We start from the raw sequence: 25,599 nt of genomic DNA, 5'->3' as shown, positions 1-25,599 counted from the left end.
GCCGATGGGCAAGCCGCGAGGTCTCACGCTGAGGGGCCGGACCGTACGGCAGCGCTTCACCGTCATGTACGCCGCGCTGTTCCTGGCCTCCGGGACCGTCCTGCTGGCCATGACGAATCTGCTCGCCGGAGGGTGGCGGGCGTCCCGGGCCGCCCCCGTGACGCCCGCTCCTCAGCCTGATCTCGCGGCCCTCCAGGGACACATCGAGCGGCTCCAGGCACAGCTGGCGGACGTCCACGTGACGCAGTCGCGGCAGCTCCTGGCGGGCTCCCTGATCGCGCTGGCGGTGATGGGGGCGGTCTCTCTCCTGCTCGGCGGGATCGTCGCCGGCCGGGTGCTGCGTCCACTGCGTACGATCACCTCGGCCACCCGGCGGATCTCCGCCGACAACCTGCACGAGCGGCTGGCGATACCGGGCCCCGTCGACGAGGTCAAGGACCTCGCGGACACCGTCGACGGGCTGCTGGAGCGCCTGGAGGCGTCCTTCGCCGCCCAGCGCCGGTTCGTGGCCGACGCCTCCCACGAGCTCCGCACGCCGCTGGCGACCATGCGGGCGTCGCTGGACGTGGCCGCGGCCAAGCCGTCGGCGACGTCCCAGACGCTCGCGCTGACCGATCGCCTCCGCACCGAGCTCGACCGGATCGACCACCTTCTGGAGGGTTTCCTCCTGCTCGCCCGCGCGCAGCACGGCGCGCTTCCCGGCCGGGCGCCGGTCTCGCTCGCCCGGCTGCTGTCCGAGGCGATGACCGGCCGCTCCGCGGCCATCGCGGCGAAGGACCTGACCGTCCACGCCGACACGGGGGACGGCGCGTGGACCCGGGGCAGCCCGGTTCTGCTGTCCCGGGTGGCGGAGAACCTGATCGACAATGCGGTGATCCACAACCGGCGCGGCGGCTGGATCCGGGTGGCGACCACGACGGCGGGCTCCTCGGCGCGGCTCGTCGTGGAGACGGGCGGAGCCGTCCTCGACCAGGAGCACGTCGCCCGGCTCACCGAGCCCTTCCGGCGGCTCGCCGCGGACCGGACCGGATCGGAGGCCGGCTCCGGCCTCGGCCTGTCGATCGTCGCGGCCGTCGTCGGCGCGTACGGCGGACGTCTGGAGTTGCTCGCCCGGCCGGAAGGCGGCCTGCGGGTCGCCGTCTCGGTGCCGTCCGCGCCCGCGCCGACGGGTGCCGCCGCATGAGGATCCTGGTCGTCGAGGACGCCCTCGCGCTGGCCGACGTCCTGGCGGAGGGTCTGCGCGACCGGGGCATGGCCGTGGACACGGCCCACGACGGTCTGGCCGCCGCCGCCAAACTCGATCTCAACGCCTACGACGTGGTCGTCCTCGACCGCGACCTGCCCGGCATCCACGGCGACACGCTCTGCCACATGATCACCGAACGCGACGACCGCCCCATGGTCCTGATGCTCACCGCGGCCGGCTCACCGGGTGACAGGGTCAGCGGCCTGACCCTGGGAGCCGACGACTACCTCGCCAAGCCGTTCCACTTCCCCGAACTCGTCCTGCGGATCCAGGCCCTGGCCCGGCGGCGCCCTTCCGCCCGCCCGCGGACGCTGCGCGCGGCCGGCATCGAACTCGACGCCGCACGCCACGTCGCCATCCGCGACGGCCGTCCCCTCGATCTCTCGCCCAAGGAGTTCGCCCTCCTCGAAGCCCTCCTGAGCGTCGCCCCCGCTTTCCTCAGCGCCGAGGCCCTCCTGGAGCGGGTCTGGGATGAGAACGCCGACCCCTTCACCAACACCGTGACCGTGACCGTCGGCCGTCTGCGCCGCAAGCTGGGTGACCCGTCACCCATCACCACGAGACCCGGCGTGGGCTACCGCATCACCGATCCGGCGGGTTAGCGCGGGCCGGCACCGCCCGGACCCGGAAGAGGACCGGGGAACGGGACCGGACGGCACGGCGTGGAGTCGGGCGGCGGACCACGGGACCGGGTGCCGGCCGTGCCGTGGGCGGAAGGGTCACCCATCGGTTCCGCCTGTCCGGCCCTTGCCAAGAATCGGCAGACCGGTCTATTTTTATCCCGTGGGCCAGAAAGGTGAGGAGACGCGCGGACGCCTGCTGGACGCCACCCGGGACCTGATCGAGACCGGGGGCTACTTCGGGACCGGGCTGAACCAGGTGATCGCGGCCAGCGGCACGCCCCGGGGCTCCCTGTACTTCCACTTCCCCGGCGGCAAGGACCAGCTGGTCGGCGAGTCCGTACGGCGGGCGGGCGAGGAGATCGGCCTGGCGCTGCGCGCGCTGGCGGAGTCGTCGTCCGGCACCCGCGGCATGGTCGCCGGGATGCTGGCGTTCCTGGGCGACCGGCTGGAGGAGTCGGGGTGGCGTAAGGGCTGCCCGGTGGCGACGGTGGCGCTGGAGACGGCGGCCACGAGCGACCCGCTCCAGCGGGTCTGCGCCGAGGTCTACGACTCCTGGGAGGAGGGGCTGCGCCGGCGCCTGGCCGCCGAGGGGCATCCCGAGCCCGCCGACACCGCCGTCACCGTCCTCGCCCTGATCGAGGGCGCGCTGCTGCTGGCCAGGGCCCACCGGAGCCGCGACCCGCTGGAGCGCGTCGCCCGCCGGATCGAGGCGCTGCTGTAGCCCGGACACCGTCCCGCGAGAGCCCGCTTTTCGGCGGGCCTTCTTTTCGGCCAAAAAATATGTAGACCGATCTATTTACAAGGAGTGCCATGACCTCTCATCCGCCCGACTCGGTCGTCTTCGGCGCCGCCGGCTTCATCGGCCGGTCCCTCGTCGCCGAGCTGCTGCGCCAGGGACGCCGGGTGGCCGCCGCGGTGCGCGGGCCGGGAGACCGGCTGACCTCCCGGCTGGCCGGGCAGGGGGTGGACACCGCGGGGCTGACCGTCGTCACCTGCGACATCACCGCGCCGGGGCTGGGAATCACCGGCCTTTCCGGGGTCCGCGACGTCTACAACACCGCCGCCCGCTTCGCCTTCGGCCTGGACGCGGCGGAGGCGCGGCTCGCCAACGTCACCGGCGCGGTCAACGTGACCGAGTGGGCCGCGGCCCGGACCGGCCTGCGCCGCCTGGTCCACGTCAGCGGCTACCGCGTCAGCGGGGTGGAGCCGGACTACCGGAGGCTGGGGGCGTACGAGGCGTCCAAGGCCGAGGGGGACGCGGCGGTGCGCCGCCGGGCCCGCGAGCTGGACGTCCCCCTGACGATCGTCAACCCCGCCACGGTGATCGGCCCCGGCCAGTTCATCGGCCTGGCCTCGCTGGTCCACGACCTGTGGCGGGGGCGGCTGCCGCTCCTGCCCGGCGGCTCCGGCGTCTTCGTCCCGGTCGTGGACGCCGGCCACCTCGCCCGTTTCATGGCCGCGGTTCCCGAGCACGAGGAGACGGCGGGCAGGGCGTACTGGGTGCTCGACGACGACACGCCCGAGCTGCCGGAGCTGGTCGCGCTGCTCGCCTCTCACCTGGGGGTGCGCGCCCCGCGCCGATCGATCCCGGTATGGCTGCTGCGGCGGCTGCCCCGGGCGCTGACCGGGGCCGACCCGGAGACGCTGTCGTTCCTGTCGGGCGACCGCTACGACACGGCCCCCGCGCGGGCCTTCGCCGAGCGGGCGGGGCTGCGCATGCCGCCGGTGGAGCAGGCGCTGCGGCGCTGGGCCGACGACCTGGTGGCCGCCCGCTTCGGCGCCGGTCCGGCCGGCGCTACCGGCGGGCGGCGCGCGGAGGGCGTTCGAGCAGGAGGACGGTGACGCCGCGCAGCGGCCAGGTCCGGGTCACGGTGAACCGCTCCTCGAGCAGCGCGTCGATCTTGGGGATCATCGCCGGGGCCACGCCGTTCCTGGACGGCAGCGCGGTCCCGGGGCGGACCGCCCGCCCGAAGTCGCTCCGGACGAGCCAGACCCGCTCCCCCGCCGCGTCACCGGAACGCCTCTCGGGCGGCATGGCCCCGTAGCGGGTCAGGCCCTGGCGTGCCCAGGGCACCACGTAGACGGTCCGGTCGCCGACCTCGCGCTGCGCGGCGACGATCCCGGCGGCGACGCGGTAGCTCACCTGGTGCCCCGGCTCGGTGCGCAGCAGGACCTGCTGCCGGGCCCCCAGCGCCACGGCCGCGCAGAGCCCGGCCACCAGTACGGCACGCGGCAGGCGGGCCGCCCCCAGCCCGGCGAGCAGCGCGAAGGCGGGCGCGGCGAACAGGACGTACCGGGAGCTGTACACCGGGGTGACCAGGTGGGACACCGCGACCAGGACCGGCATCGGCAGCACGCCCCACACCACCGCCCCCGCGGCGAAGGCCCGGAGCACGGGATCACCCGCGGGCGGCCCGGCGGCCTCCCGGTCGCCGTTCCCCCACCTTCCCCGCAGGAGCAGGACCGCCGCCGAGACCAGCCCGGCCAGGGCGACGGCCCAGCCGAGGAGCACGGCCGGCAGGTCCCCCGGCTCGGGCTGCGGCTGCCAGCCGGTGATCGCGCTGCGGACCAGGACGACGTTCTCCCACCCCGGCGCCTCCAGCCAGTTGACCTGCCCCACCTGCCCGGCCGAGATCGCCGCGACGGCGAGCGTGACCGGCGAGCCCAGCGCCAGCCACCGCAGGCAGCGCCGGGAGACGACCAGGTGGGCCGGGAGGGACAGCACAGCGAAGAGATGCGTGCAGGGCAGCAGCGCGACGGACAGGACATAGCGGCCCCAGCGACCGGTCTCCAGCGCCCGGTGCAGGCACCAGAAGGAGAAGACCGCGGCGGCGACGGCCAGCGTGTACGGCCTGGCCTCCTGCCCGAAGCGGGAGATCGCCGGCAGCACGAGCAGGGCGGCTCCCGCGACCACCCCGGCGCGGACGCCTCCGAGCCGGCGGCCCAGATCGGCGAGCAGCCCGGTGGCGGCGGCCACCGCCAGCGCGGAGGGCAGCCGCAGCCACCAGTCGGCCGTGCCCGCCCGGGACCAGACGTACATCAGCAGGTAGTACGGCAGGAACACAGCGTCCCGTTCGCGGAGCGTCTCCCACAGCGTGTCCCAGGAGGTCACGGTCTGCGCGGTCGCCAGCTCGTCGGCCCACATCGAGGGGGCCCAGGAGCCCGCGACCGTCAGCGCCAGCGCGACCGCCGCGAGGAGCAGCGGCAGCCACACCGGGGAGGCGGCCCGCCCGGCGCGGCCCCGGCGACCTCGGGGACCCCGGGGACCCACGCGATCCGCACTGTGCCCGCCGTCCGGACGGACCCGGTCTCCGGGGCGGGCGGGGTGACCCGTTCGGGGCTCGCCGTCCGGGCGAGGCTCCCGGCCGGCTATCCGAGCCACTGCCGGGTGGGCCAGGTCTCAAGCCGCCACGCGCTGTCCCAGAACATCCACTCGTACTCCGTCGCCCGGCGGAACGCCTCGTCCATGGCCCGGCGCGTCTCGGGGCCGGCGGCCCCGGCGAGCCGGTCGGTGATCGCCCTGATCTGCTCCACCGAGGCGGCGAAGGACTCGTCGGAGTAGGTGTCGATCCACGCCCGGTACGGGTGGCCGGCCATGCCCGCCGTACGGGTGAGGAGCGCGGTGCCGACGTCCTGGTACACCCAGAAGCACGGCAGCACCGCGGCGGCGAGCACGGGCAGGGGCTCCGCGAGGGCGGTCGCCTGGAGGAACGACGCGTAGGCCAGGCACGTCGGCGAGGTGGGGACCGCCGCCTCCTCCTCGGCGCTCACCCCGAACTCCTCCAGGTAGGAGGCGTGCAGGCCACGCTCGACGGCCAGCGCCGTGTGCGCGCTCCGCGCGAAGAACATCGCGTCGCCGGGGTCGGCGGACCGCACCGAGGCCGCCGCCAGCGCCTTGGAGAACGCCGCCAGGTAACGGGCGTCCTGGACCATGTAGAACGCGAAACGCTCCCGGTCGAGGGTGCCGTCGCCGAGGGCGGTGTTGAACGGGTGGTCATGGATCGCCTTGAGCAGCGTGGCGGTACGCGCCCAGATCTCCTCGCAGAACATCGTGTCCCCTCACTCACCGGGTCTCGGGGAGGGCGGGAGCCCGCGGGAGACCCGCGGGCGCCGCGCACCGCGGCCGGCCGCGCCCGGGGACACGACCGGCGGTGACGTCCCTCCGCTGGGTTCTGTTTGTGGATCTTCGCCGTGGCGAGGATCGTCCAGGCGGTCCCTCGCAAGGCGGAGGAGGAGCCCATAGCGGAGCCATGGGCGACGACGACAACGCGGCGAGGGGCCGCCTGGACGACCGCAGTAGGCGAAAAGATCCGCAAACAGAACCCAGTACGAACTAGGTCAGGTTCAACGGGTGTGATCTCAGCCCGGCGCACCGGGCACCCCGCGTCGCGGTAAACCGTAACAGAGCCTCAGGAGGCGGGCGGGACGGGAGGGAACGGCATCTCGGCCAGGACGGGGAGCAACGACTCCTCCTCATGGTCGAGGTGCGCGCTCAGCTCCTCCGACAGCCGGTCCAGCTCGGCGCGGAAACGGTCCGGGTCGTCGGCGGCGATGCCGTCCAGCAGGACGACCAGCTCGGCCTGGATGCGGGCGACCGTACGGTGCTCCTCTCGGAGCCGGTCGACGACATCGCGCAGACGGGGGTGCCGGGCGGCGAGCATGGGGAGCATGTGCGCGTCCTCGTGGCCGTGATGGGCCTCCAGGGACTGGCAGAACGCCAGGCAGTGCTGCCGCAGTTGCAGCCCCAGCCCCGGCGCGGGCGGCTCGCCCTGCCCCCGGTGGGCCGCCCGCGCGGCGAAGTGGGCGTCGGCCTCGGCACGCACGTGCCGCAGCTGCGAGCGCAGCCAGGCGTGGATCCGCAGGAGCACGGCGGCGAGGTCCGTGACGTCGTGCGGGTCCTCGTCGGGCCCGGAGCGCCGCAGCATGACGACCGGCAGGGACCGGTCGACGCGGGCCTGGTAGTCGGCGTAGCCGGGGGCCGCCCGCACGGCGTGCTCGAACAGCCGGTCCCGTTCCTCGCCCTCGGCGGGGACGGCGATCGCCCACTGCGTCTCGGTGCCGACCTCCACCCGCACCATGGGGTGGGCGAGCAGGTTGTGGTACCAGGCGGGGTGGCGGGGCGCGCCGCCGGCGGACGCGACGACCAGCAGCAGGTCGTCATGGCGGACGTAGCCGAGGGGGACGGTGTGCTCGGCGCCGGACCGCGCGCCGGTGGTGGTCAGCAGGAGGAGGTCGCCGCCCTCGAAGGGGCCGCCGACCTTCCCGCCGTTGGCCCGGAACTCCTCGATGATCGACTGGTTGAAGGACATGGGCATGCGGCGTGGAGGCCTTTCTCTCATGAGAACGCGAAGATCGGGAACGCTGGGGTACTGCTGGGGTACTGCTGGGGTGCTGAGGACGCGCGGGCGCGCGTCAGGAGACGCGCGGAACCACCCGGACGACGTGCGGAACCACCGCGGACGACGCGCGGAACCCCTCGGATGACGTGCGGAACCACCGCGGACGACGCGCGCTGCGATGGACGCGGCGACGGCGTACTGCGGAGGCCGGAGACGACGTGCGGGACCGCGGCGTACGGCGGAGACCGGGGGCAGCCGGAGTCACGGAGACCGGAGGAACCCGGCGCACGACAGGCGGCGCACGGGGACGTCCGGTACCGCGCGGCGACGCCCGGTACGGCGCGCGGCGACGGTTATGTCAGATGCGGGACGCGGAGTGTGACCTCATGGCGGTATCCCTTCTGGAAGGTGCTCACCCGGCAGCCGGCCGGCCCATTGCTCTTTGGCCGGCGCCACGTGGCACGCCGACCATTACAACCATCCGGCGGCCGCCTGTCAACGGGACGATCACCTGAGCCGACTCCGGGTTCCCCCGTGTCCGGGCGGCGGTCGTACGGAGTCAGGCTCCCGGTCCGGCGGCCGTGTCCGGGCGCGGCCGCACGGCGTCGGGCTCCCGATCCGGCGGCGGGACGGCCCGGTAGCCTCACCGCGTGACGACGACCAGGAACTCGCACTGCTCCTTCTGCGGCGCGGCCTACGCCCCCGGCCAGCCGTGGCCGCGGACCTGCCCGGCCTGCGGGAACACGAGCTACCTCAACCCGCTGCCGGTGGCGGTGATGCTGCTGCCGGTGGACGACGGACTCCTCGTGGTCCGCCGCGGCGTCGAGCCGCACCTCGGGAGCCTCGCGCTGCCCGGCGGCTTCATCGACCTGGGCGAGTCGTGGCAGCAGGCGGCCGTCCGGGAGCTGCGGGAGGAGACGGGCGTCGTCGTCGACGCGGCCGATGTCCGGCTGTTCGACGTGCGCAGCGCCCCGGACGGCACCGTGCTGGTCTTCGCCCTGGGGCCGCGGATCGGCGCGGCCGGGCTTCCCCCGGTCACGCCCACCGCCGAGACCACGGAGTGGCTGGTCGCCGACGGCCCCCGGGAGCTGGCGTTCCCCCTGCACACGAGGGTCATGGCCGAGTACTTCGCCGCCGGGTGACGCGCCGCCGGGCGATCCGGACAGGCACCGGGTGCGGTCCGGGCAGCCGCGGGCGTGAGGCACCATGAAGGGGTGACGTGGAAGGTGGACGAGGGCCCCGGCGTCCCGACCGGCGCCCTGCCCGGCACTCCGGGCGAGGCACCGGACGGCGACCGTAACCGCGGGCCGGCCGGTGCCCCGGACGGCGCGGCGAACCCCCGGTTCCACATGCTCGCCGACCTCGTCGCCGACGGCGACGTGGTGGTGCTGAGCGGGGCCGGCCTGTCGACGGAGTCCGGCATCCCCGACTACCGCGGGGAGACCGGCCGCAGACGCCGGGCCGAGCCGATGACGTACCAGACGTTCGTCGGCAGCGCCGCGGCCCGGAGGCGATACTGGGCGCGCAGCCACCTGGGCTGGCGGCACATCGCCGACGCCCGCCCCAACGCCGGCCACCGGGCGGTCGCCGGTCTGCAGGAGCGCGGGCTGGTCGGCGGGATCATCACCCAGAACGTCGACGGCCTGCACCGCTCCGCCGGAGCGCGGGACGTGATCGAGCTGCACGGCGGCCTCGACCGCGTGCGCTGCCTGTCCTGCGGCCGGCGGACGTCCCGCCACGAGCTCGAACGACGCCTGGAAGAGGCCAACCCCGGCTGGTACGCGCACACCCGGACCGCCGTGATCAACCCCGACGGCGACGCCGTGCTCGACGACGACCTGATCGACGCCTTCCGGATCGTCGACTGCCGTGACTGCGGCGGCGTCCTCAAGCCCGACGTGGTGTTCTTCGGGGAGAACGTCCCCGCTCCCCGCGTCCAGGAGTGCTACGAACTGGTCGAGCGGGCGGGTCTCCTGCTGGTCCTCGGGTCCTCGCTGACCGTGATGTCGGGCTACCGGTTCGTACGGCGCGCCGCCGGGCACGGCATCCCCGTCGCGATCGTCAACCAGGGTCCGACCCGGGGCGACGGCGACGCCCTCCTGACGCTCGACGCGCCGCTCGGCCCCACCCTCACCGCTCTGGCCGCCGGGCTGGGCCCGGCGCGGTGACACCCGGCCCGGCCCCCCGCACCGGGCCCGGCTCGATGACCCGGCCCCGGCCCGCCGTGTCCAAGCCCGGGTCGCCGTGTCTAGGCACGGGTCGCCGCGCGGCGGCCGGCCGTACTCTCCCGGACCACGAGCCGGTGGGCCGCCACGATCCTGCGCGCCGGCCGCGGCTCTTCGGGCGCCGCGCCGCGCGCCGGTCGCCGCAGCCGGTCGGCCAGGCAGGACAGGGCCTGTCCGGCGATCTCCGGCTTGTCGGGGGCGATGGTGGTGAGGGACGGGGTGGCGTACCGGCCGTCCTCGATGTCGTCGAACCCGCAGACCGCGAGATCCCCCGGTACGGCCAGGCCGTGCTCCAGCGCCTCCCGCAGCGCGCCCAGCGCGAGCTGGTCGCTGAAGCAGAACACCGCGTCCGGGGCGTGTCCCTCCTCCAGCAGCCACCGCATCGCCCGCGCGCCGTCGGCGCGGTGCAGGGCGGTCACCGGCACCTCCAACGCGGGGTCGCGGGGGATCCCGGCGGCGTCCAGCGCCTGCCGGTAGCCGGTCACCCGCTGCTCCGCCGTGCCGTTGACCAGGTGCGGCTGCACGCCGACGGCCGCGATCCGGCGGCGGCCCAGTTCGATCAGGTGCCGGGTGGCGTCGGCGGCGGCCGCGACGGAGTCCACGCTCACGTGGTCGATCAGCCCTGCGGCGTCCTGCTCGCCGAGCAGGACCAGCGGCACGGCGTCGGCGCGCCGCCGCAGGTCGGCCGGGGACAGGCTCCAGGGGCTCATGATCAGTCCGTCGACGATCTGCCCCTGCATGTCGTCGAGCAGCCGCCGCTCGCGGTCGGGGTCGCCGTCGGTCTGGTCCACGAGCAGCGTCCATGAGTGCTCCTGGGCCTCCTGGACCAGCAGGGACGCCAGCTCGCCGAAGTACGGCGAGTCGATCTCGGGGATGACCAGCCCGATCAGTCCCGACCGGCCGGCGCGCAACTGACGCGCCGCCGCGTTGGGGCGGTACTGCAGCTCCTCCAGCGCCTGCCGCACCCGGCGGCGGGTCTCCGGGGCGACCAGCGGGAAGTCGTTGACCACGTTCGACACCGTGCGCACGGACACCCCGGCCCGCGCCGCCACGTCCTTCAGGCTCGCACCCACGGCTCCGCCTCCCCTCTTGCTCACCGGCCGCGCCCGCGCCGCCGTGTCCGGCCCGGTCCGGAACGGGTCGGTCCCGCTCCCGCGCGGCGCCGTCCCGGCGGTCCACCGCCGTGCCGCTCCCGTCGCCGCACGGCGCCGCTCCACCGCCACGCACTTCCGGTACGGCGGGCCGCGACCGGGCGACCTTGATCCAGCTAATCACTCTTGCAACGTTGCAAACAACGGGAGAGGATGATCCGGAACCGGCCGAGGAGGAGGACCATGGCGGAGACGACGAACCCCGTGCCCGCGCGGGATCGGGCATCGGCGGCGGACCGGCGGCCGGAGGCCGTCCCGGAGGGATGGCGGAACGCCGGGGTGAGCGAGGCCGACGTCGCGACCGCGCTCGGCGACCTCCACCGCGACGGGATCACCGCCCGCGCGGGCGCCTTCACCGCCGAGTGGGCCGACCGGATGCGGGAGGACATCGACACGGCGTTCCGCGAGGCGCTCGCCCGTCCGGGCGGCGCGGTGGGACGCGGCCCCAACCGCTACTACGTCGAGATCCACCCCGAGCAGATGCGCGGCTTCGTCGACCTGGTCACCCACCCGTGGGTCACCGCGGTCTGCGAGGCGGTGCTCGGCCCACGGTACGAGATCGTCGAGCTGGGCTTCGACGTGCCCCTGCCCGGGGCGGTCGGCCAGCCCTGGCACCGCGACTTCCCGATGCCCGAGGAGACCAGGGCGCACCGGCGGCTCACCTCGCTGGCGTTCAACCTGACCGCCGTGGACACCGAACCGGATATGGGGCCGTTCGAGATCGCCCCGGGTACGCAGTGGGACCACGGCGAATCGTTCGAGCACGGCATGTTCCCGCCCCGCGACGCCTACCCCCGCTACCAGGAACGCGCGGTGCGGAAACATCCGCGGCGCGGCGACGTCTCGGCCCGCTCGGCGCTGACCGTCCACCGGGGCACGGCCAACCACTCGGCCGGGGACCGTCCGGTGCTCGTCCTGGGCGTCGACGCCCCCGGCGCGGGCAACGCCGAGCGCCACGACATGGCGGTCACCCGCGGCTACCGGGACGCCCTGCCCGCCCTGGTGCGCGACCATCTGCCCTGCCCCGCGGTGGACGAGCTGCGGCCGATCGTCCAGAAGCACACGATCGAGGGCCTGGTGATGGGCGAGGACTGAGCGCGGCCCCGGCCGGATCCGGCCCCGCCCGCGGAGCCGTACGGCGGCGGCGACCGCGTAGGCCCCACGGCCGCCGGATCCGGCGCACCCGACGGCCGCGTCCCGGGAGCCGCGTCCCGGTGGCCGGTCACGACCCCGGGCGTCTCCGGAGGAACCGGAGCAGGCCCGCCCCGGCGAGATAGGCCAGGAGCATCGGGACCGGCAGGCGGGTCGGGAGCGTCACGGCGGCGCCGAGCAGTCCCCCGGCCGCCAGCGCCGCGCCGGCGACCGCCGCGACGGCGCGCGGGACCCCGCTCGCGGGCCCGTCCGCGCCGGGGACCGGCCCGGCGCGCCGTTCGACCCGGCCGAACACCGCGACGAGGACCGCCAGGACCACGAGCAGGCACGCGATCCAGGGCAGGCGGAGCAGCAGCCACGACGCCGAACCGGCGGGCGGCTGCGGCATCAGGCCCGTCGGGTAGAGCGCGACGGCCGCGACCACGACGGCGGTCAGGTGCCAGAGGAAGACGGTCATGATCACGGAGTTGACCCCCACCACGACCGCCCACGGGCGGGCGCGCCGGAGCCGGCGGTCGGCGGGACCGTGCAGGAGCAGGGCGAGCCCGGTCTGCGCGGTCGCCAGGGCCAGCAGGGCCAGGGTCGGCGGAGAGGTGTTCTGCAGCCGCTCGCCGGGGACCGCCACCATGCTGACCGGGTACGGCCCCACCGTGGTGAGCAGCACCAGGACCGCGAGCCCCCCGGCCGCCATCGGCAGGGCCACCGTACGGCGGGCCGGCAGCGCCCCCTCCCGCCAGGCGATGCCGAGCTGGTGGATCGCCAGCCAGGCGAAGACGAAGCCGGCCTGGCCGAGCAGCGGCGGGCCGGACCGGAGGCGGACGGCGTCGCCCAGCCCGACCAGCGCGGCGAGCACGATCGGCACGGCGAGCCCCGCCCGGCGGTGCAGCGCGAGCATCACCGGCGTCAGGAGGACCACCATGAGGTAGGCGACGAGGAACCACAGCGGCATGACGGCGAGCCACACGCCCGTGGCGACCGTCCCCTCTCCGGCCCCGAGGAGGACGGCGAGGAGCGCCACGGCGCTCAGCGTGAGGAGGAACACCGTGGTGGGGCGGATCAGCCGGTCGGTACGGCCGAGGAACCAGCCCGTGGCGGTGCCGCCCCGCCGCCGGTAGGAGTCGAGGGAGGCGGCGTTCACGAAGCCGCCCACCAGGAAGAACACCGGCATGACCTGGAACGCCCAGGTCAGCGGGCGGGTCCAGGGGACGGCCGCCAGGACGGTGTCGCCGCCGAACCCGCCGTGGTAGGTCACCACGACGGCCAGCCAGTGGCCGAGAACCACCGCGAGGATCGCGACGGCGCGCAGCAGGTCGAGGTGGCGGTCGCGGTGCGGCGGCGTCCGCTCCGCGGCCAGTCGGATCGCCCGGACGACGGCCCGGGGGCCGCGCAGCAGCGCAACGCACACGGCCGGTCCTCCCGTCAGGTCGCCATCAGATCGCCGTCAGGTCACCCGGGAGCCTGGAGTATGTAGCAGTAGTTGGACTTGTTCTTGAACCGGTGGAACGCGTCCGGTTTCCGGTATCGCCATCGGCAGCCCTCATCGAGCCGGTCGCCGGTCAGGTACATGGTCCCGCCCTTCCTTTTGACGCAGTAGGCGCCCGGGCGGGGGGTCTCCCGGTACTCCACCCATTCCCAGCCCAGCTTGACGCAGTACTGCGTGAAGTGACCGGGGCCGAGTTCGGCGTAACGGCGCTCGGGCGGCCGGGACAGCGACGGCTTCGGCGACTTCGGCGACTCCGATTCCGGCGGGGAGGGCGGGACGGTGGTCTCGGGCGGCCTCGGCCGGTCCCGGTCGCCCGGTGCGCGGGTGGCCGTGGGGTGATCGCTCACCCGGGGCCGGGGGGCACGCGTCGGCGGGGGCGGTGAGGTCCGCGGGGACCTCTCCGGGGCGGCGGTCGCGGAAGTCGCCGTGCTGTGGAACTCCTCGGCGGGAGAACCCGTACCGAGGTCGGCGGGCGCCTCCGGCGTGACCTCCGCGGCCGCGGCCCGTGAGGTCCGGACCGCGCCGGAACCCGCCCCGGCGGAGTCTCCGTGGGGCAGCAGCACGACGCCCGCGGCCCCGGCCGCCGCCACCGCGGCCACCGCCGCGACGGCGACGGCCACGCGCGGCGCGCGCCGTCCTCCCCGCGCGGCCGGAGGTCGTGTGCCCGCCGTGCCCGCTGTGCCCGCCGTGCTCGCCGTCCCGCCGGACGCGGTCGCGCCGTACGGCGGGCCCGCCGGAACCGGCCCGCCCTGGAGAGGGAGGCCGCCGGAGGTCGTCCCGTGCCCTCCAGGTCCCCGGTGCCCTCCCTGCCCTACCGGTTCTCCGTGTCCTCCGCGCACGAGGCGGGCGAGGATCTGCTGGGCCGTCGGCCGCCGCGCCGGATCCTTGGCGAGGCATTCGCGGAGGAGATCGAGCAGGGGCTGCTCGATCCCGTCCAGGACGGGCTCCTCGTTCAGGATCCGGTTGATGATCGCGGGGATGGAGTCGTTGCCGAACGGCGGGCGGCCGGTGGCGGCGAAGGCCATGGTGGAGGCCCAGGCGAACACGTCCAGGGGCAGGCCCGGCTCGCTCGCGTCGAGTTGCTCGGGCGCCATGTAGGCGGGTGTTCCCACGATCCCGCTGGTCATCGTGCCGGTCGCGGCGAGGGAACGGGCGATGCCGAAGTCGATGACCCGCGGGCCGTCCGGGCCGAGGAGAACGTTCTGCGGTTTGAAGTCCCGGTGGACGACGCCCGCGTCGTGCAGGGCGACCAGCGCGGTGGCCGTGCCGACTGCGAGGCGTTCGAGGGCGCTGCCCGAGCGCGGTCCCTCGGTGACGACCACGTGCTGCAGCGACGGGCCCGGGACGTACTCGCTGACGAGGTAGGGGCGCATGCCGTACAGGCCGAAGTCCAGGACCTGCGCCGTGCAGAACCGGGCGACCCGCTTGGCGAGCTCCGCCTCGCGTACGAGATCGTCGTGCATGGAGGGTTCCCCACCCACCCGGGCGTGGTAGAGCTTGACCGCCACGCGGAGGCCGGAGCCCGTCCCCGGGGGCTCCGCGGGCTCCGCGAGGTAGACGGCGCCCTGCCCGCCTTCGCCGATCCTGCCTATGACGCGGTAGGGGCCGAGCACCGTGGGATCGCCCGGCTCCGGGGGATGGACATCCGACATCTGCCTCCGGCACCTTTCCGTCGACCGGCGAACGTACGAATGGTAAAACCCCCGGCGAGAAGGAACAGCTCTCCCGCCGGGGCGGGCTTCACCCGCTGCGACCGTGTTCGCCGGTCATAGCGGGTTTTTACGGATATGACGGCGACGCGATGTCCGGCGTGGCTTCGAGGGCCCGGCCCGGTGGACGCGGCCCCGGTGAACCGGCCCGGTTCTCCTTCCGGCCTTCCGGCCTTCCGACGCGACGCGGACGACACGACGCGGACAGCGCAACGCGGACAGCGCAACGCGGACAGCGCAACGCGGACGACACGACGCGGACAGCACCGCATGGACGGCACCGCATGGACGGCGCGCCACGGCGCGGGCGAACCGCCGGGCGACATATACCTTATTTGACCCATTTACTCTAAACACCTTAAATGCTATATAAGAAATAGGCCGGAAAAGTAATCGAGAATGCCTCCGAGCATCAGATCAATCGCCCTTCCGCAATACTCCCCCGAGTTTCTCTTCTCTGGCCGCACGGCCAGAATTCCCCCCCTGCACGGATGAAGAAATGACATCCGGATCACACAAGAATGTCAGAGCAATCACCTGGGGCAGGGGGTGCCCAGAAAAGAAGGAGAAACCGATGGAACTGAACGGCAACCAGCTCCTCAACCGCAAGATCGACGTCTGCTTCGGGCACGGCGACCAGAACGGCGACGGCATCCTGGAGCCGGCCGACGCCCTGGCCCTGGCGGCGCGCATCATCGCCTACCTGGGCGAGCCCTTCAATTCCCCCAAGGCGCAGGCGCTGCTGGACGCCTTCGAGAACTTCTGGAAGCACGTCTCCGCCCGCATGGACACCAACCAGGACGGCAAGGTCACTCCCCTGGAGTGGCGCACCGGGATGATCGGCGCGTTCGCCGGTGACTCCAAGGCGTTCGACGAGGGGTTCCGCCCCCTGGCCGAGGCCCTGTGGAGCATCTGCGACCGGGACGACGACGGGACGGTCGGCCCCAACGAGTTCGCGGCCTTCCAGCGAGCCTTCGGCACGTCGCCGGCCAACAGCAGGATCGCCTTCGACAAGCTCGACACGAACAAGAGCGGCACGCTCTCGGTGGAGGAGCTGCTGGCCGCGTGGCAGGAGTACTACACCAGCCCCGACCCCCAGGCCGCCGGCAACTGGCTCTTCGGTGACATCTGGGGCGACGAGGCCTAGAACGGCCCGCGCGTGAAGCTCTGACCGGACCGGGACGGGTCCCCGGCGCGGCGCGCCCGCGCCGGGGACCGCTCCCGCGTTTCCGTCGGATCTCCGCCCACGAGCGAACGCGAGCTTGGAGAACCCGGTGACTCCTCCGCTTCCTGAAGAAAGCGGCTTCTCGCTTCCCTCTGACGAGGTAGGCGACGGACAAGCCCTGCCCGTTTCGAACACAGAAATCACATCAAGGAAGCAATTTCCCCGCCGGGTGGACCCGGCGGTCCCCTCGCTGGATCCGGCGGAAAGCCGATGTGAGCCGATCGCGGTCATCGGGATGGGGTGCCGTTTCGCATCCGGCATAGACTCCCCCGACTCGCTGTGGCGTTTTCTCATCGAACGCGGTGACGCGTCGGGAACGGTTCCGGACGGCCGATGGTCCCCTTATTTCAACATAAGTCCGGAAAATTCCGCTGTGCTGAGGACGACCACCGCCCGTGGCTCCTTCATTCCCGACATCGCGGGGTTCGACGCGGAGTTCTTCGGGATATCCCCGCGCGAGGCCCGGCTGATGGACCCGCAGCAGCGGATGACGCTGGAGGTCGCCTGGGAGGCCCTGGAGCACGCCGGCATCCCGCCGCACTCCCTCGCCGGCTCCGACACGGGCGTCTTCACCGGCGTCAGCGCCGACGACTACGGCCGGCGGCTGCTTTCCGACCTGCCCCGGATCGAGGCGTGGACCGGCATCGGCGCCTCCCCCTGCGGGGTGGCCAACCGCGTCTCCCACGCCCTCGACCTGCGCGGTCCCAGTGTGGCCGTGGACACCGCCTGCTCGGCCTCGCTGGTGGCGATCCACCAGGCGTGCCAGAGCCTGCGGCTCGGCGAGATCCCGCTGGCGCTGGCCGGCGGCGTGATGCTGATGGCCGGCCCCGAGCTGAGCGTGGTGCTCGACGCCGCCGGCGCCATCTCCCCGGACGGGCGGTCGCGGGCCTTCGACGCCGCGGCCACGGGTTACGGGCGCGGCGAGGGCTGCGGCGTCGTCGTCCTCAAGCTCCTGCGCGACGCCGTCGCCGACCGCGACCGGGTGCTCGCGCTGATCATCGGGAGCGCGGTGCTGCAGGAGGGCAGGACCCCGGGCATCATGGCCCCCAGCCGCGAGGCCCAGGAGCACCTGCTGCGCAGGGCATACAGGACGGCGGGCGTCGAACCGGCCGACGTCGGCTACGTCGAGGCCCACGGCACCGGGACCCGCGTGGGCGACCCGGTGGAGGCCGGCGCCCTGGCGTCGGTGCTGGGCGCCGGGCGTCCCGCCGGCCGCCCCTGCCTCATCGGCTCGCTCAAGCCCAACATCGGCCATCTGGAGGCGGCGGCGGGCGTGGCGGGGCTGATCAAGGCCGTGCTGTGCCTGGGACACGGGCTCATCCCGCCGACGCCGACCACCGCCGGGCCCACCCCGGCGATCCCCTGGGAGAGCTCCGGCCTGCGGCTGGTCACCGAGGCGACCCGGTGGCCGGACGCCGGGCGTCCCCGGCGGGCCGGGGTCTCCGGCTTCGGGTACGGCGGCACGATCGCCCACCTCGTCCTCCAGGAGGCCCCGCCCGTCCCGGGTTCCGCACCCGGCCGATCCGGCCCTGTTTCCACGTCGGCCCCCGCCACGTCGGTCCCCACCCCAAGTCCCCCGGCCGCGCCACCCCGCCTCGGGGACCTCTCGGGCTCAACGTCGGCCCCCGCCCCGGATCTCCCGGCCGCGCCACCACGTCTCAGGGACCTCCCGGCCTCCGCCGGTTCCCCGGACGTCACGGGCGACGCGGGCGACGCGGGCGACGGGATGGTCCGGCCGTACCCGCTGTCCGGCGCCACCGGCGAGGCCCTGCGGGCCAACGCCGCCCGGCTGGCCGCCTGGCTGTCGGAACACGAGGACCCGCCGCTCGCCGCGGTGGCCTCCACCCTCGCCCGCCGCCGCACCCACCTGGCCCGCCGCGCCGTCGTCGTCGCGTCCGGGCGGGCCGAGCTGGTCGAGCGGCTGCGTTCCCTGGCGTCGGGTGACCCGGCCGCCCTGGCCGGCCGCACCCCGCCCGGACCCGCGCGACCCGGCCCCGTGGCCGGCCGCACCCCGCCCGAACCCGTACGGCCCGCCCTGGAACCCGCACGACCCGGCCCGCGCGCGAACGTCCGGCAGGTGCGGCGCGACCCGGTGTGGGTGTTCTCCGGGCACGGGGCGCAGTGGGCGGGCATGGGCGCGGACCTGCTCGCCGACGAGCCGGCCTTCGCCGCCACGCTGGACCGCCTGGAGCCGGTGTACCGCGAGGAGCTCGGTTTCTCCCCCGCCGACGCGCTGCGCACCGCCGACCTGGGCGGGACGGACCGGATCCAGGCGCTGACCTACGCGCTGCAGACCGGACTGGCCGCCGTCTGGCGTTCGTACGGCGTGCGGCCCGGCGCCGTCATCGGGCACTCCGTCGGCGAGATCGCGGCCGCGGTGGCCGCCGGGGTGCTGACCGAGTCCGACGGCGCGCGCCTGGCCTGCCGCCGTTCCCGGCTGCTGCGCCGGGTCGCGGGAGCCGGGGCGATGGTGATGGTCGGCCTGTCCTGCGAGGAGACGGCCGTCCTGCTCACCGGCGACGGGAGCCGGGGCAGGAACGGGGACGGGGAGCTGTGCCCGGCGGTGTGGGCCTCGCCGTACTCCACCGTCGTCGCCGGTGACCGGGAGGCGGTGGAGCGGGCGGCCCGCCGCTGGCGCGCCCGGGGGATCGCCGTCCGCGAGGTCGCCTCCGACGTGGCCTTCCACAGCCGCCACATGGACCCCCTGGTCGCCGACCTCGCCGCCGCGGTCAAGGACCTTCCGGCGGGCCCCGCCCCGGTCCCCCTCTACACGACCGCTCTGGCCGACCCGAGGGACCCGGCCGAGCGCGACGCGGCGTACTGGGCGCGCAACCTCCGCGACCCCGTCCGTTTCGCCGCGGCGGTGGGCGCCGCCGTGGAGGACGGCCACCGGACCTTCCTGGAGGTCTCGGCGCACCCGGTCGTGAGTCACTCGATCGGTGAGGTCCTCGCCGCGGCCGGGGCGACGGACGCCCTCGTCACGCACAGCCTGCGGCGTGGCCGGCCCGGACGGCGCGCCCTCCTCGGCGGCCTGGCCGACCTGCATTGCGACGGTGTGCCCGTCGACTGGCCGGTCCTCTGCCCGGGTGACGACCTGGTGGATCTGCCGCGATACGCCTGGCGGCACCGGACGCACTGGGCGGTCCCTCCGCCCGCGACGGCCGGCGGACCGGGCCACGACCCGGACCGCCACACGCTGCTGGGCGGCCGGGAGACGGTGCACGGCGCCTCCCCGGCGTACCTGTGGCGCACCCGGCTCCGGTACGGCAACCGTCCCTATCCCGGGGAGCACCCCGTGCGGGGGACCGAGGTGGTGCCGGCGGCCGTGCTGCTCAACACGCTGTTCGCGGCGGCCGGGGAGGTGTTCGGGGGGACGCCGGACCTGGCCGGGGTGTCGTTACGGGTGCCCCTGTCCCCCGCCGTTCCCCGGGAGGTCCAGGTGGTCTGCCAGGACGGGACGTTGAGGTTGTCCTCCCGGCTGCTCCGCGACGTCCCCGCCGGACCGCCGCCGTCCACCGGCGCAAACGGGACCGGCCGGGGCGCGGACGGGTCCCGTCAAGGATCGGACGGGCCGGGCGGACGCGGGGAGACGGCCGACGAGTGGCTCACCCACACGACGGCGGCCGTCGTCCCGCCGGGCGGCGAGGCCCTCGGGCCGTCGTCCCCGCCCGTCCGCCGGAAGGCATGCGGTGGGAAGACGCCCGGTGGGAAAGCGCCCGGTGGGAAGACACTCGGCGGGAAGACACTCAACCCGGGTCTCGTGGTCGACCGGCTCGCCTCGGTCGGGGTGGCGTCGATGGGCTTCCCCTGGCGGATCGAGGAACTGCGCCGGGCCGGCGGCACGCTCGTCGCGACGGTCACCGTCGTCCCCGAGAAGCCGGGCACCCCTGAGAAGCCGGACACACCCGGAAAGCCGGATATTTCCGAGAAGCCGGGTGTATCCGAGAAACCGGGACGGGCCGGGGACACCCGCGTCGCGGCGGTCACCGACGGCGCGCGCACCGACGCGGTCACCGCCGCTCCCGGAGAGACCCCGGACTCCCCCGCCTGGGCCGGTGTCCTGGACGCCGCGTTCTCCGTCGCCTCGGTGGCCCTTCCAGGCCCGGTGCGCCTGCGGATGCCCGCCCACGTGGACCACGCGGCTCTGACCGGCGAGCCGCCGTCCCGCGCGGTGATCGAGGTACGGCCGACCGGCACCGGCCGCACACCCGATGGGCAGCCGTCCGGCAGCGGCGTCACACCCGCCGCCGATACGGGCACCGGGTCCGGCAACGGCATCACGCCCGACACCGACACCGACACCGGTGTCGCGGCCGTCGGCGGCACGGGCACCGGATCCGGCGCCGTCGTGGACGTCGAGATCCTCGACGGGCGGGGCGTCCCCGTCGCCCGGCTGCTCGGGCTGCGGTTCGGCGAGCCGGACGCCGGCCCGTACCCCGGTTCCCACGGCGATGGTTCCCACCGTGACACGGAGGACGCGAAGGACACGAACGGCACAGACGGCACGGACGGCACCGGCGGCACCGGCGGCACGAGCGGCACGGCGGGCCTCGTCCATGAGGTGGCCTGGCACCCCCTTGAGGTCACCGACCGGGGTCTTCCGCGCACCGTGCTCCTGGCCGGCGCCGACCCCGCCCTCCGCGAGGCGCTGGACGCCTTCCTGTCCGGCGCCGGATCGTCCCTGGAGGTCGCCGCCGGCCCGGACGACCTCGTACGGCGCGCCGGACGGCTCTCCGCCGCCGACGCGGTGCTCCTCGCGCCGCCCCTGTCGCCGTCCGCGGCGCCGTACGACCTGGACGCGGTCCCGTCGCCGTACCGTCCCGGCCGGTCCGCGCCGCCGGGCGATCCCGATCCGTCCGCGTGGCCGGACGGCGCCGGTCGGTCCGCGCCGCCGGACGGCGCCGATCCGTTCGCGTCACCGGACGGCGTCCGTCGGTCCGCGTGGCCGGACGGCCTCGATCCGGCGGAGGCGGCGGCGCGTCATGCGATCCTCCTCACCGGGACGGCGCGGCTGCTGGCCGCGACGGTGCCCGTCGGCGGCCCGCGCCTGTGGTGCGTCACCCGTGGCGCGCGCGAGGCGCGGGACGAGGCGGCGCTGGCGCAGACGTCCCTGTGGGGCCTGGGCAGGGTGGTCGCGGGCGAGCACCCCGATCTGTGGGGCGGCCTCGCCGACCTGCCCCCGCGCCCCGGAAGGGACGACGTCGCGGCCCTCGCACGGCTACTGGGCGGCCGGTGGGACGAGGACGTCATCGGCGTCGACCGCGGCGCGGCCTCCACCACGCGGCTCGTCCCCGCTGCTCCGTCCGGCGCGGCCTCCGGCGTCCGGTGCCGGGCGGACGCCACCTACGTCGTCACCGGCGGGACGGGGGCGCTCGGGCTGCGGGTGGCCCGCCGGCTGGCCGAGCGGGGCGCCCGGCGGCTGGTCCTCATCGGCCGCACCCCCCTGCCTCCGCGCGCGCGGTGGAACGGCGACGGCCATCCCGCCGTCGCGGTGGTCCGCTCGCTGGAGGCGACGGGGGTGACGGTCCGGACGATCGCCGCCGACGTCGCCGACCACGACCGGATGTCCGACCTCCTCGCGCCCGACGCCCTCGGCATGCCTGCCGTACGGGGGGTCGTGCACGCCGCCGGGGTCGTCGACGACCGGTTGCTGCGCGACCTCGACGGCCCGGCGATCCGGGCGGCGATGCGGCCGAAGGTCGCCGGGGCGCTGACCCTGCACGATCTCTACCCGCCCGGCGACCTGGACTTCCTGGTGCTGTTCTCCTCCGCCGGGCAGTTGCTGCGGTTGCCGGGGCAGGGCGCGTACGCGGCGGCGAACGCCTTCCTCGACGGCCTCGCACGGCACCGGCGGTGCCGGGGGGACCGCGACACCGTCTCGGTGGCGTGGACGAGCTGGCACGGGCTCGGCATGTCCCTGTCGTCCGCGGTCACCGACGCCGAGCTACGCGTCCGGGGGACCGCGGGCATCACGGCCGAGGAGGCGCTGCGGGCGTGGGACCGCGCGGACCCACGCGCGGCGGGGAACCTTGCGGTGCTGCGCGTCCTGCCCGGCGGGGCGCGCGCCGGGCGTCCCCGCGTCCTGGCGGCGATCCCCGACGCCACCGCGTCCGGCGCCACCGGCCCCGCCGGCGAGGCGGCGAACGGCACCGGCGCCCGCACCGGCACCGGCACCGGAGACGGAGACGGGGACGGGGACGGGGCCGGAAGCGGGACCGGAGAGGGTGCCGGGGTCTCCTGGAGGGACCTCGACGGCCCCGAGCTGCACGCGTTCCTGCTGGCGGAGACGGGACGGGCCGCCGCCGAGACCCTGCGCGCCGAGCCCGGCGCGCTGGACCCGCACCGGCCGCTCGCCGAGATGGGCGTCGACTCCCTCCTGGCGACGCTGCTGCGGTCCAGGCTCCAGGAGCGTCTGGGGCTCACCCTGCCGGCCACGCTGCTGTGGAACCGGCCCGCGATCTCCGACATCGCCGACTACCTGGCCGAACTGCGCGCGGCCGGCTCTTCCCTCCCCTGAGACAGGTTCTAGGAGCACATCATGATCACCGGCCTCGACGTCCGCCTCTTCGCGGACGACCCGATGGAGTTCTTCGGCGGTTCACGCCACGCCATGCACGCCCTGCCCCCGCACGACCTCGCCGCCCTCCAGCTCGCGGCGCTGCGGCTGCGCTTCGCCGAGCTGCGCGACCGGCTGCCGGTGCTCCGCGCGATGGCCGACGAGCAGGGCATCGACGGGATCACCCGGCTCGACGACGCGGCCCCGCTGCTGTTCCCGCACACGATCTACAAGTCGTACCCGGCGTCGCTGCTGCTGGAGGGCAGGTTCGACCGGCTGACGACCTGGCTGTCGCGGCTCGTCACCGTCGACCTGTCCGGCCTCGACGTCTCCGGGTGCGACTCCATCGACGGATGGCTCGGCCTGCTGGACGACCGGACCGAGCTGCGCCTGGCCCACTCCTCCGGCACCTCGGGCACGATGTCGTTCATCCCGCACACGCGCGAGCAGTACACCGGGCTCTACGACATCGTGCGGCTGGAGGTCCTCCCCGGCCCGGAGCGGCGCGAGGAGCGCCTCGACGTCGTCTGGCCCGGGTTCCGCACCGGCCGCAGCGGCATCGACCGGCACGCCGCCGCCATGGCGGAGCGGATCGCGGGGTCGCCGGACCGGTTCCACAGCGCCCACCCGGGGCCGCTCAGCGCCGACGTGATGTTCCTCGCCGCCCGGCTGCGGGCCGCGGCCGCCCGGGGCGAGGCGGGACGCGTGGAGATCCCGGCGGCGCTCCGGGAGCGCCGCGCGGAGTTCGAGGAGGCGCAGCGGGCCGCCGCGGCCGGGATGGGCCGGTACGTCGAGGAGCTGGCCGGGCGTCTCGCGGGCCGGCGGGTCGTCTCGCTCGGCCTCTGGGCCACGTACCACGAGATGGCCGCGGCGGGCCTCGCCCGCGGCGTCGAGGGCGTCTTCGCGCCGGACTCGGTGATCTTCCCCGGCGGCGGAGCGAAGGGCACGGCCCTGCCCGCGGACTGGGCGGGGGACGTCGAGCGGTTCGCCGGGGTGCCGGCCCTGCGGTACTGCTACGCGATGGCGGAGGTCATCGCGCTCAACCTGATCTGCCCGCGCGGCCGCTACCACATCGAGCCGTGGGTGATCCTGTACGTCCTGGATCCGGACACCGGTGCCCCACTGCCCCGCGAGGGGACGCGGACCGGCCGGGCCGCGTTCTTCGACCTGCTGGCCGACGTCTGCTGGGGCGGTTTCGTCTCCGGCGACGAGGTCACCGTCGACTGGTCGCCGTGCGGCTGCGGGCGCACCACCCCCCACCTGTCCATGGACATCGGCCGCTACAGCGACCGGCGGGGGGACGACAAGATCACCTGCGCGGCGACCCCGGAGGCTCTCAACGACGCGCTGGACTTCCTCAACGGGGCGCTGCTCTGATGGGCGCGCCGACGATCCCGGCGTTCGTCCGGGGCGAGACGGTCTGGGACGACCCGGTCGGCTTCGGCGGGACCGGTGAGGCGTGCGCGTTCCGCGCGCCCGACCCGGTGGCCCTGCTGGACCGGCTGCCGCTGACCGACCCGCTGCGCATGCGCGACCTGGCCGGGGTCACCACCTCCGACGTCGTCGACTACCTCGCCGAGCTGGGGCCGCGGCTCCGCCTTTCGGTGAACGGTTTCCTGCGGGAGGCCCTGGAGCACTCGGCGGCGTGGTCCGACATGACGCCGCCGGTCCTCCTCGCCTGCTACGAGCAGCTCCCGTCGCTGTTCACACCCGAGGCCGTCCGGGCCGTCGCCGAGGGCACGGTCGGCTCCCGGTTCCTGGACGGCTGGCAGGAGGTGGCCTCACCCGGCGGCGGGACCGCGGCGGTGCGGGCCGTCGGGGCCCGCGCGGTGCACGTCATCGCGGGCAACAGCCCGATCATCGCGGCCGTCACGATCATCAGGAACGCCCTCGTGCGCGGCGACGCCGTGATCAAGACCCCGGCGAACGACCCGCTCACCGCGGTGGCCATCGCCCGGACGATGGCGGAGACGGCGCCCGGCCACCCGCTCACCCGGCACCTGGCCGTCGCCTACTGGAAGGGCGGCAGCACCGCCGTCGAGGACCGCCTCTACCAGCCGGGCAACATCGACAAGATCGTGGCGTGGGGCGGGCTCGCGTCCGTCCGGCACGTCACCCGCTACATCCAGCCCGGCGTGGAGCTGGTCACCCTCGATCCGAAGCTCAGCGCCACGATCGTCGGCGCGGAGGCGTTCGCCGACGAGGCGAGCATGGCCGAGACCGCCCGGCTGGCCGCCGTGGACGTCGGCGCGCTGAACCAGCTCGGCTGCTTCAACGCCCGCGTCGTCCACGTCGTCACCGGCCTCGACGCCGCGGGCCTGGAACGCGCCGAGCGCTGGGGAGAGCTGCTCCACCGGGAGATCCTGCGGCTGCCCGCCGCGGTGAGCACCCCGGCGCGGTGGTTCGACCCGGAGCTGCGGGCGTCGCTGCGGGCGCTGCGGACCAGCCCCGACTGGTACCGCGTCATCGGCGGCCGCGACGACGAGGGGGCGGTGGTCGTCTCCCGGGTGGCCGAGCCGGTCGACTTCCACACCGCGCTGTCGGGCCGGGTGGCCAACGTCGTGCCGGTGGCCTCGCCGCGGGACGCGCTGAAGGCCATGAACGCCTACACCCAGACGGTCGGCGTCTACCCCGAGTCGCTCAAGCGGCGGCTGCGCGACCTCCTCCCGCTGTACGGCGTGCAGCGCCTGGTCTCGCTCGGCTACGCCACCCGGTTCCGGCCGGACGTGCCCCAGGACGCCATGGAGCCGGTCCGCCGCATGGTCAAGTGGATCGTCGACGAGACCTGCTCCCCCGGCGACGTCCACCCCCTCGGTCACCTGGACCTGCGGGCGGAGCCCTGGGGGCGGTCATGACGGGCGCGCGCGGCGTCCGGGGCGCGGGAGACGGC

The 25,599-nt window shown here is 74.9% G+C and carries 17 protein-coding genes; 11 read left to right on the top strand and 6 right to left on the bottom strand.

Annotated features, from left to right (window positions below):
- The first annotated feature begins 4 nt into the window (after nucleotides 1–4).
- The 4 genes from AB0D67_RS05475 to AB0D67_RS05460 all read left to right on the top strand — a co-directional run bounded on the left by AB0D67_RS05475 (nucleotide 5) and on the right by AB0D67_RS05460 (nucleotide 3,711).
- Nucleotides 5–1,183 carry a HAMP domain-containing sensor histidine kinase gene (locus tag AB0D67_RS05475; RefSeq protein ID WP_362930205.1) on the top strand — a complete coding sequence of 393 codons (1,179 nt, stop codon included), beginning with the start codon at nucleotides 5–7 and terminating at the stop codon, nucleotides 1,181–1,183.
- On the top strand, nucleotides 1,180–1,848 hold the full coding sequence (locus AB0D67_RS05470; RefSeq protein ID WP_362930203.1) for a response regulator transcription factor: 669 nt from the start codon (nucleotides 1,180–1,182) through the stop codon (nucleotides 1,846–1,848). Before AB0D67_RS05475 ends, AB0D67_RS05470 begins: the two co-directional genes overlap by 4 nt.
- Before the next feature lie 181 nt (nucleotides 1,849–2,029).
- Nucleotides 2,030–2,590 carry a TetR/AcrR family transcriptional regulator gene (locus AB0D67_RS05465; protein ID WP_362930201.1) on the top strand — a complete coding sequence of 187 codons (561 nt, stop codon included), beginning with the start codon at nucleotides 2,030–2,032 and terminating at the stop codon, nucleotides 2,588–2,590.
- An 89-nt stretch (nucleotides 2,591–2,679) separates the two neighbouring features.
- Nucleotides 2,680–3,711: an NAD-dependent epimerase/dehydratase family protein gene (locus AB0D67_RS05460; protein WP_362930199.1), complete on the top strand. Its 1,032-nt coding sequence runs from the start codon at nucleotides 2,680–2,682 to the stop codon at nucleotides 3,709–3,711.
- Here AB0D67_RS05460 and AB0D67_RS05455 read toward each other — a convergent pair.
- From AB0D67_RS05455 to AB0D67_RS05445, 3 genes are all read right to left on the bottom strand, one after another.
- A complete protein-coding gene (locus tag AB0D67_RS05455; RefSeq protein WP_362930197.1) occupies nucleotides 3,665–5,140 on the bottom strand; it encodes a glycosyltransferase family 39 protein in 1,476 nt (491 codons plus the stop codon). The genes AB0D67_RS05460 and AB0D67_RS05455 overlap by 47 nt on opposite strands.
- Before the next feature lie 98 nt (nucleotides 5,141–5,238).
- Nucleotides 5,239–5,919 (bottom strand): TenA family protein, encoded by a 681-nt coding sequence (locus tag AB0D67_RS05450; protein ID WP_362930195.1) that lies wholly within the window; start codon nucleotides 5,917–5,919, stop codon nucleotides 5,239–5,241.
- A gap of 359 nt (nucleotides 5,920–6,278) precedes the next feature.
- The gene (locus AB0D67_RS05445) at nucleotides 6,279–7,184 is read right to left on the bottom strand and encodes a nitroreductase/quinone reductase family protein (RefSeq protein ID WP_362930193.1); all 906 of its coding nucleotides are present in this window, start codon (nucleotides 7,182–7,184) and stop codon (nucleotides 6,279–6,281) included.
- A gap of 674 nt (nucleotides 7,185–7,858) precedes the next feature.
- Here AB0D67_RS05445 and AB0D67_RS05440 point away from each other — a divergent pair.
- Nucleotides 7,859–8,350 carry an NUDIX domain-containing protein gene (locus tag AB0D67_RS05440; protein WP_362930191.1) on the top strand — a complete coding sequence of 164 codons (492 nt, stop codon included), beginning with the start codon at nucleotides 7,859–7,861 and terminating at the stop codon, nucleotides 8,348–8,350.
- A gap of 207 nt (nucleotides 8,351–8,557) precedes the next feature.
- The gene (locus AB0D67_RS05435; protein WP_362930330.1) at nucleotides 8,558–9,376 is read left to right on the top strand and encodes an NAD-dependent protein deacetylase; all 819 of its coding nucleotides are present in this window, start codon (nucleotides 8,558–8,560) and stop codon (nucleotides 9,374–9,376) included.
- 80 nt (nucleotides 9,377–9,456) lie between these two features.
- On the opposite strand, the gene AB0D67_RS05430 is transcribed toward AB0D67_RS05435, so the two are convergent.
- Nucleotides 9,457–10,506 (bottom strand): LacI family DNA-binding transcriptional regulator, encoded by a 1,050-nt coding sequence (locus AB0D67_RS05430; RefSeq protein WP_362930189.1) that lies wholly within the window; start codon nucleotides 10,504–10,506, stop codon nucleotides 9,457–9,459.
- A 261-nt stretch (nucleotides 10,507–10,767) separates the two neighbouring features.
- On the opposite strand from AB0D67_RS05430, the gene AB0D67_RS05425 reads away from it, so the two are divergent.
- A complete protein-coding gene (locus AB0D67_RS05425) occupies nucleotides 10,768–11,679 on the top strand; it encodes a phytanoyl-CoA dioxygenase family protein (RefSeq protein WP_362930187.1) in 912 nt (303 codons plus the stop codon).
- 127 nt (nucleotides 11,680–11,806) lie between these two features.
- On the opposite strand, the gene AB0D67_RS05420 is transcribed toward AB0D67_RS05425, so the two are convergent.
- Nucleotides 11,807–13,141 (bottom strand): acyltransferase, encoded by a 1,335-nt coding sequence (locus AB0D67_RS05420; protein ID WP_362930185.1) that lies wholly within the window; start codon nucleotides 13,139–13,141, stop codon nucleotides 11,807–11,809.
- 41 nt (nucleotides 13,142–13,182) lie between these two features.
- Nucleotides 13,183–14,871: a serine/threonine-protein kinase gene (locus AB0D67_RS05415; protein WP_362930183.1), complete on the bottom strand. Its 1,689-nt coding sequence runs from the start codon at nucleotides 14,869–14,871 to the stop codon at nucleotides 13,183–13,185.
- A gap of 631 nt (nucleotides 14,872–15,502) precedes the next feature.
- Here AB0D67_RS05415 and AB0D67_RS05410 point away from each other — a divergent pair.
- The 4 genes from AB0D67_RS05410 (at nucleotide 15,503) to AB0D67_RS05395 (ending at nucleotide 25,564) form a co-directional block, all read left to right on the top strand.
- A complete protein-coding gene (locus tag AB0D67_RS05410) occupies nucleotides 15,503–16,075 on the top strand; it encodes an EF-hand domain-containing protein (RefSeq protein ID WP_362930181.1) in 573 nt (190 codons plus the stop codon).
- A 127-nt stretch (nucleotides 16,076–16,202) separates the two neighbouring features.
- Nucleotides 16,203–22,670: a type I polyketide synthase gene (locus AB0D67_RS05405; RefSeq protein ID WP_362930177.1), complete on the top strand. Its 6,468-nt coding sequence runs from the start codon at nucleotides 16,203–16,205 to the stop codon at nucleotides 22,668–22,670.
- 21 nt (nucleotides 22,671–22,691) lie between these two features.
- A complete protein-coding gene (locus tag AB0D67_RS05400) occupies nucleotides 22,692–24,086 on the top strand; it encodes a hypothetical protein (RefSeq protein ID WP_362930175.1) in 1,395 nt (464 codons plus the stop codon).
- Entirely contained in the window at nucleotides 24,086–25,564 is a 1,479-nt protein-coding gene (locus tag AB0D67_RS05395; protein ID WP_362930173.1) for an acyl-CoA reductase, read from the top strand. The genes AB0D67_RS05400 and AB0D67_RS05395 overlap by 1 nt, the downstream gene beginning before the upstream one ends.
- The last annotated feature ends 35 nt before the right edge of the window (nucleotides 25,565–25,599 follow it).

It is taken from the genome of Streptosporangium sp. NPDC048047, assembly GCF_040653115.1.
Classification (GTDB): Bacteria; Actinomycetota; Actinomycetes; order Streptosporangiales; family Streptosporangiaceae; genus Streptosporangium.
The sequence above is the reverse complement of the archived record's forward strand: the minus strand, read 5'-3'. Positions and strand labels throughout refer to the sequence as shown.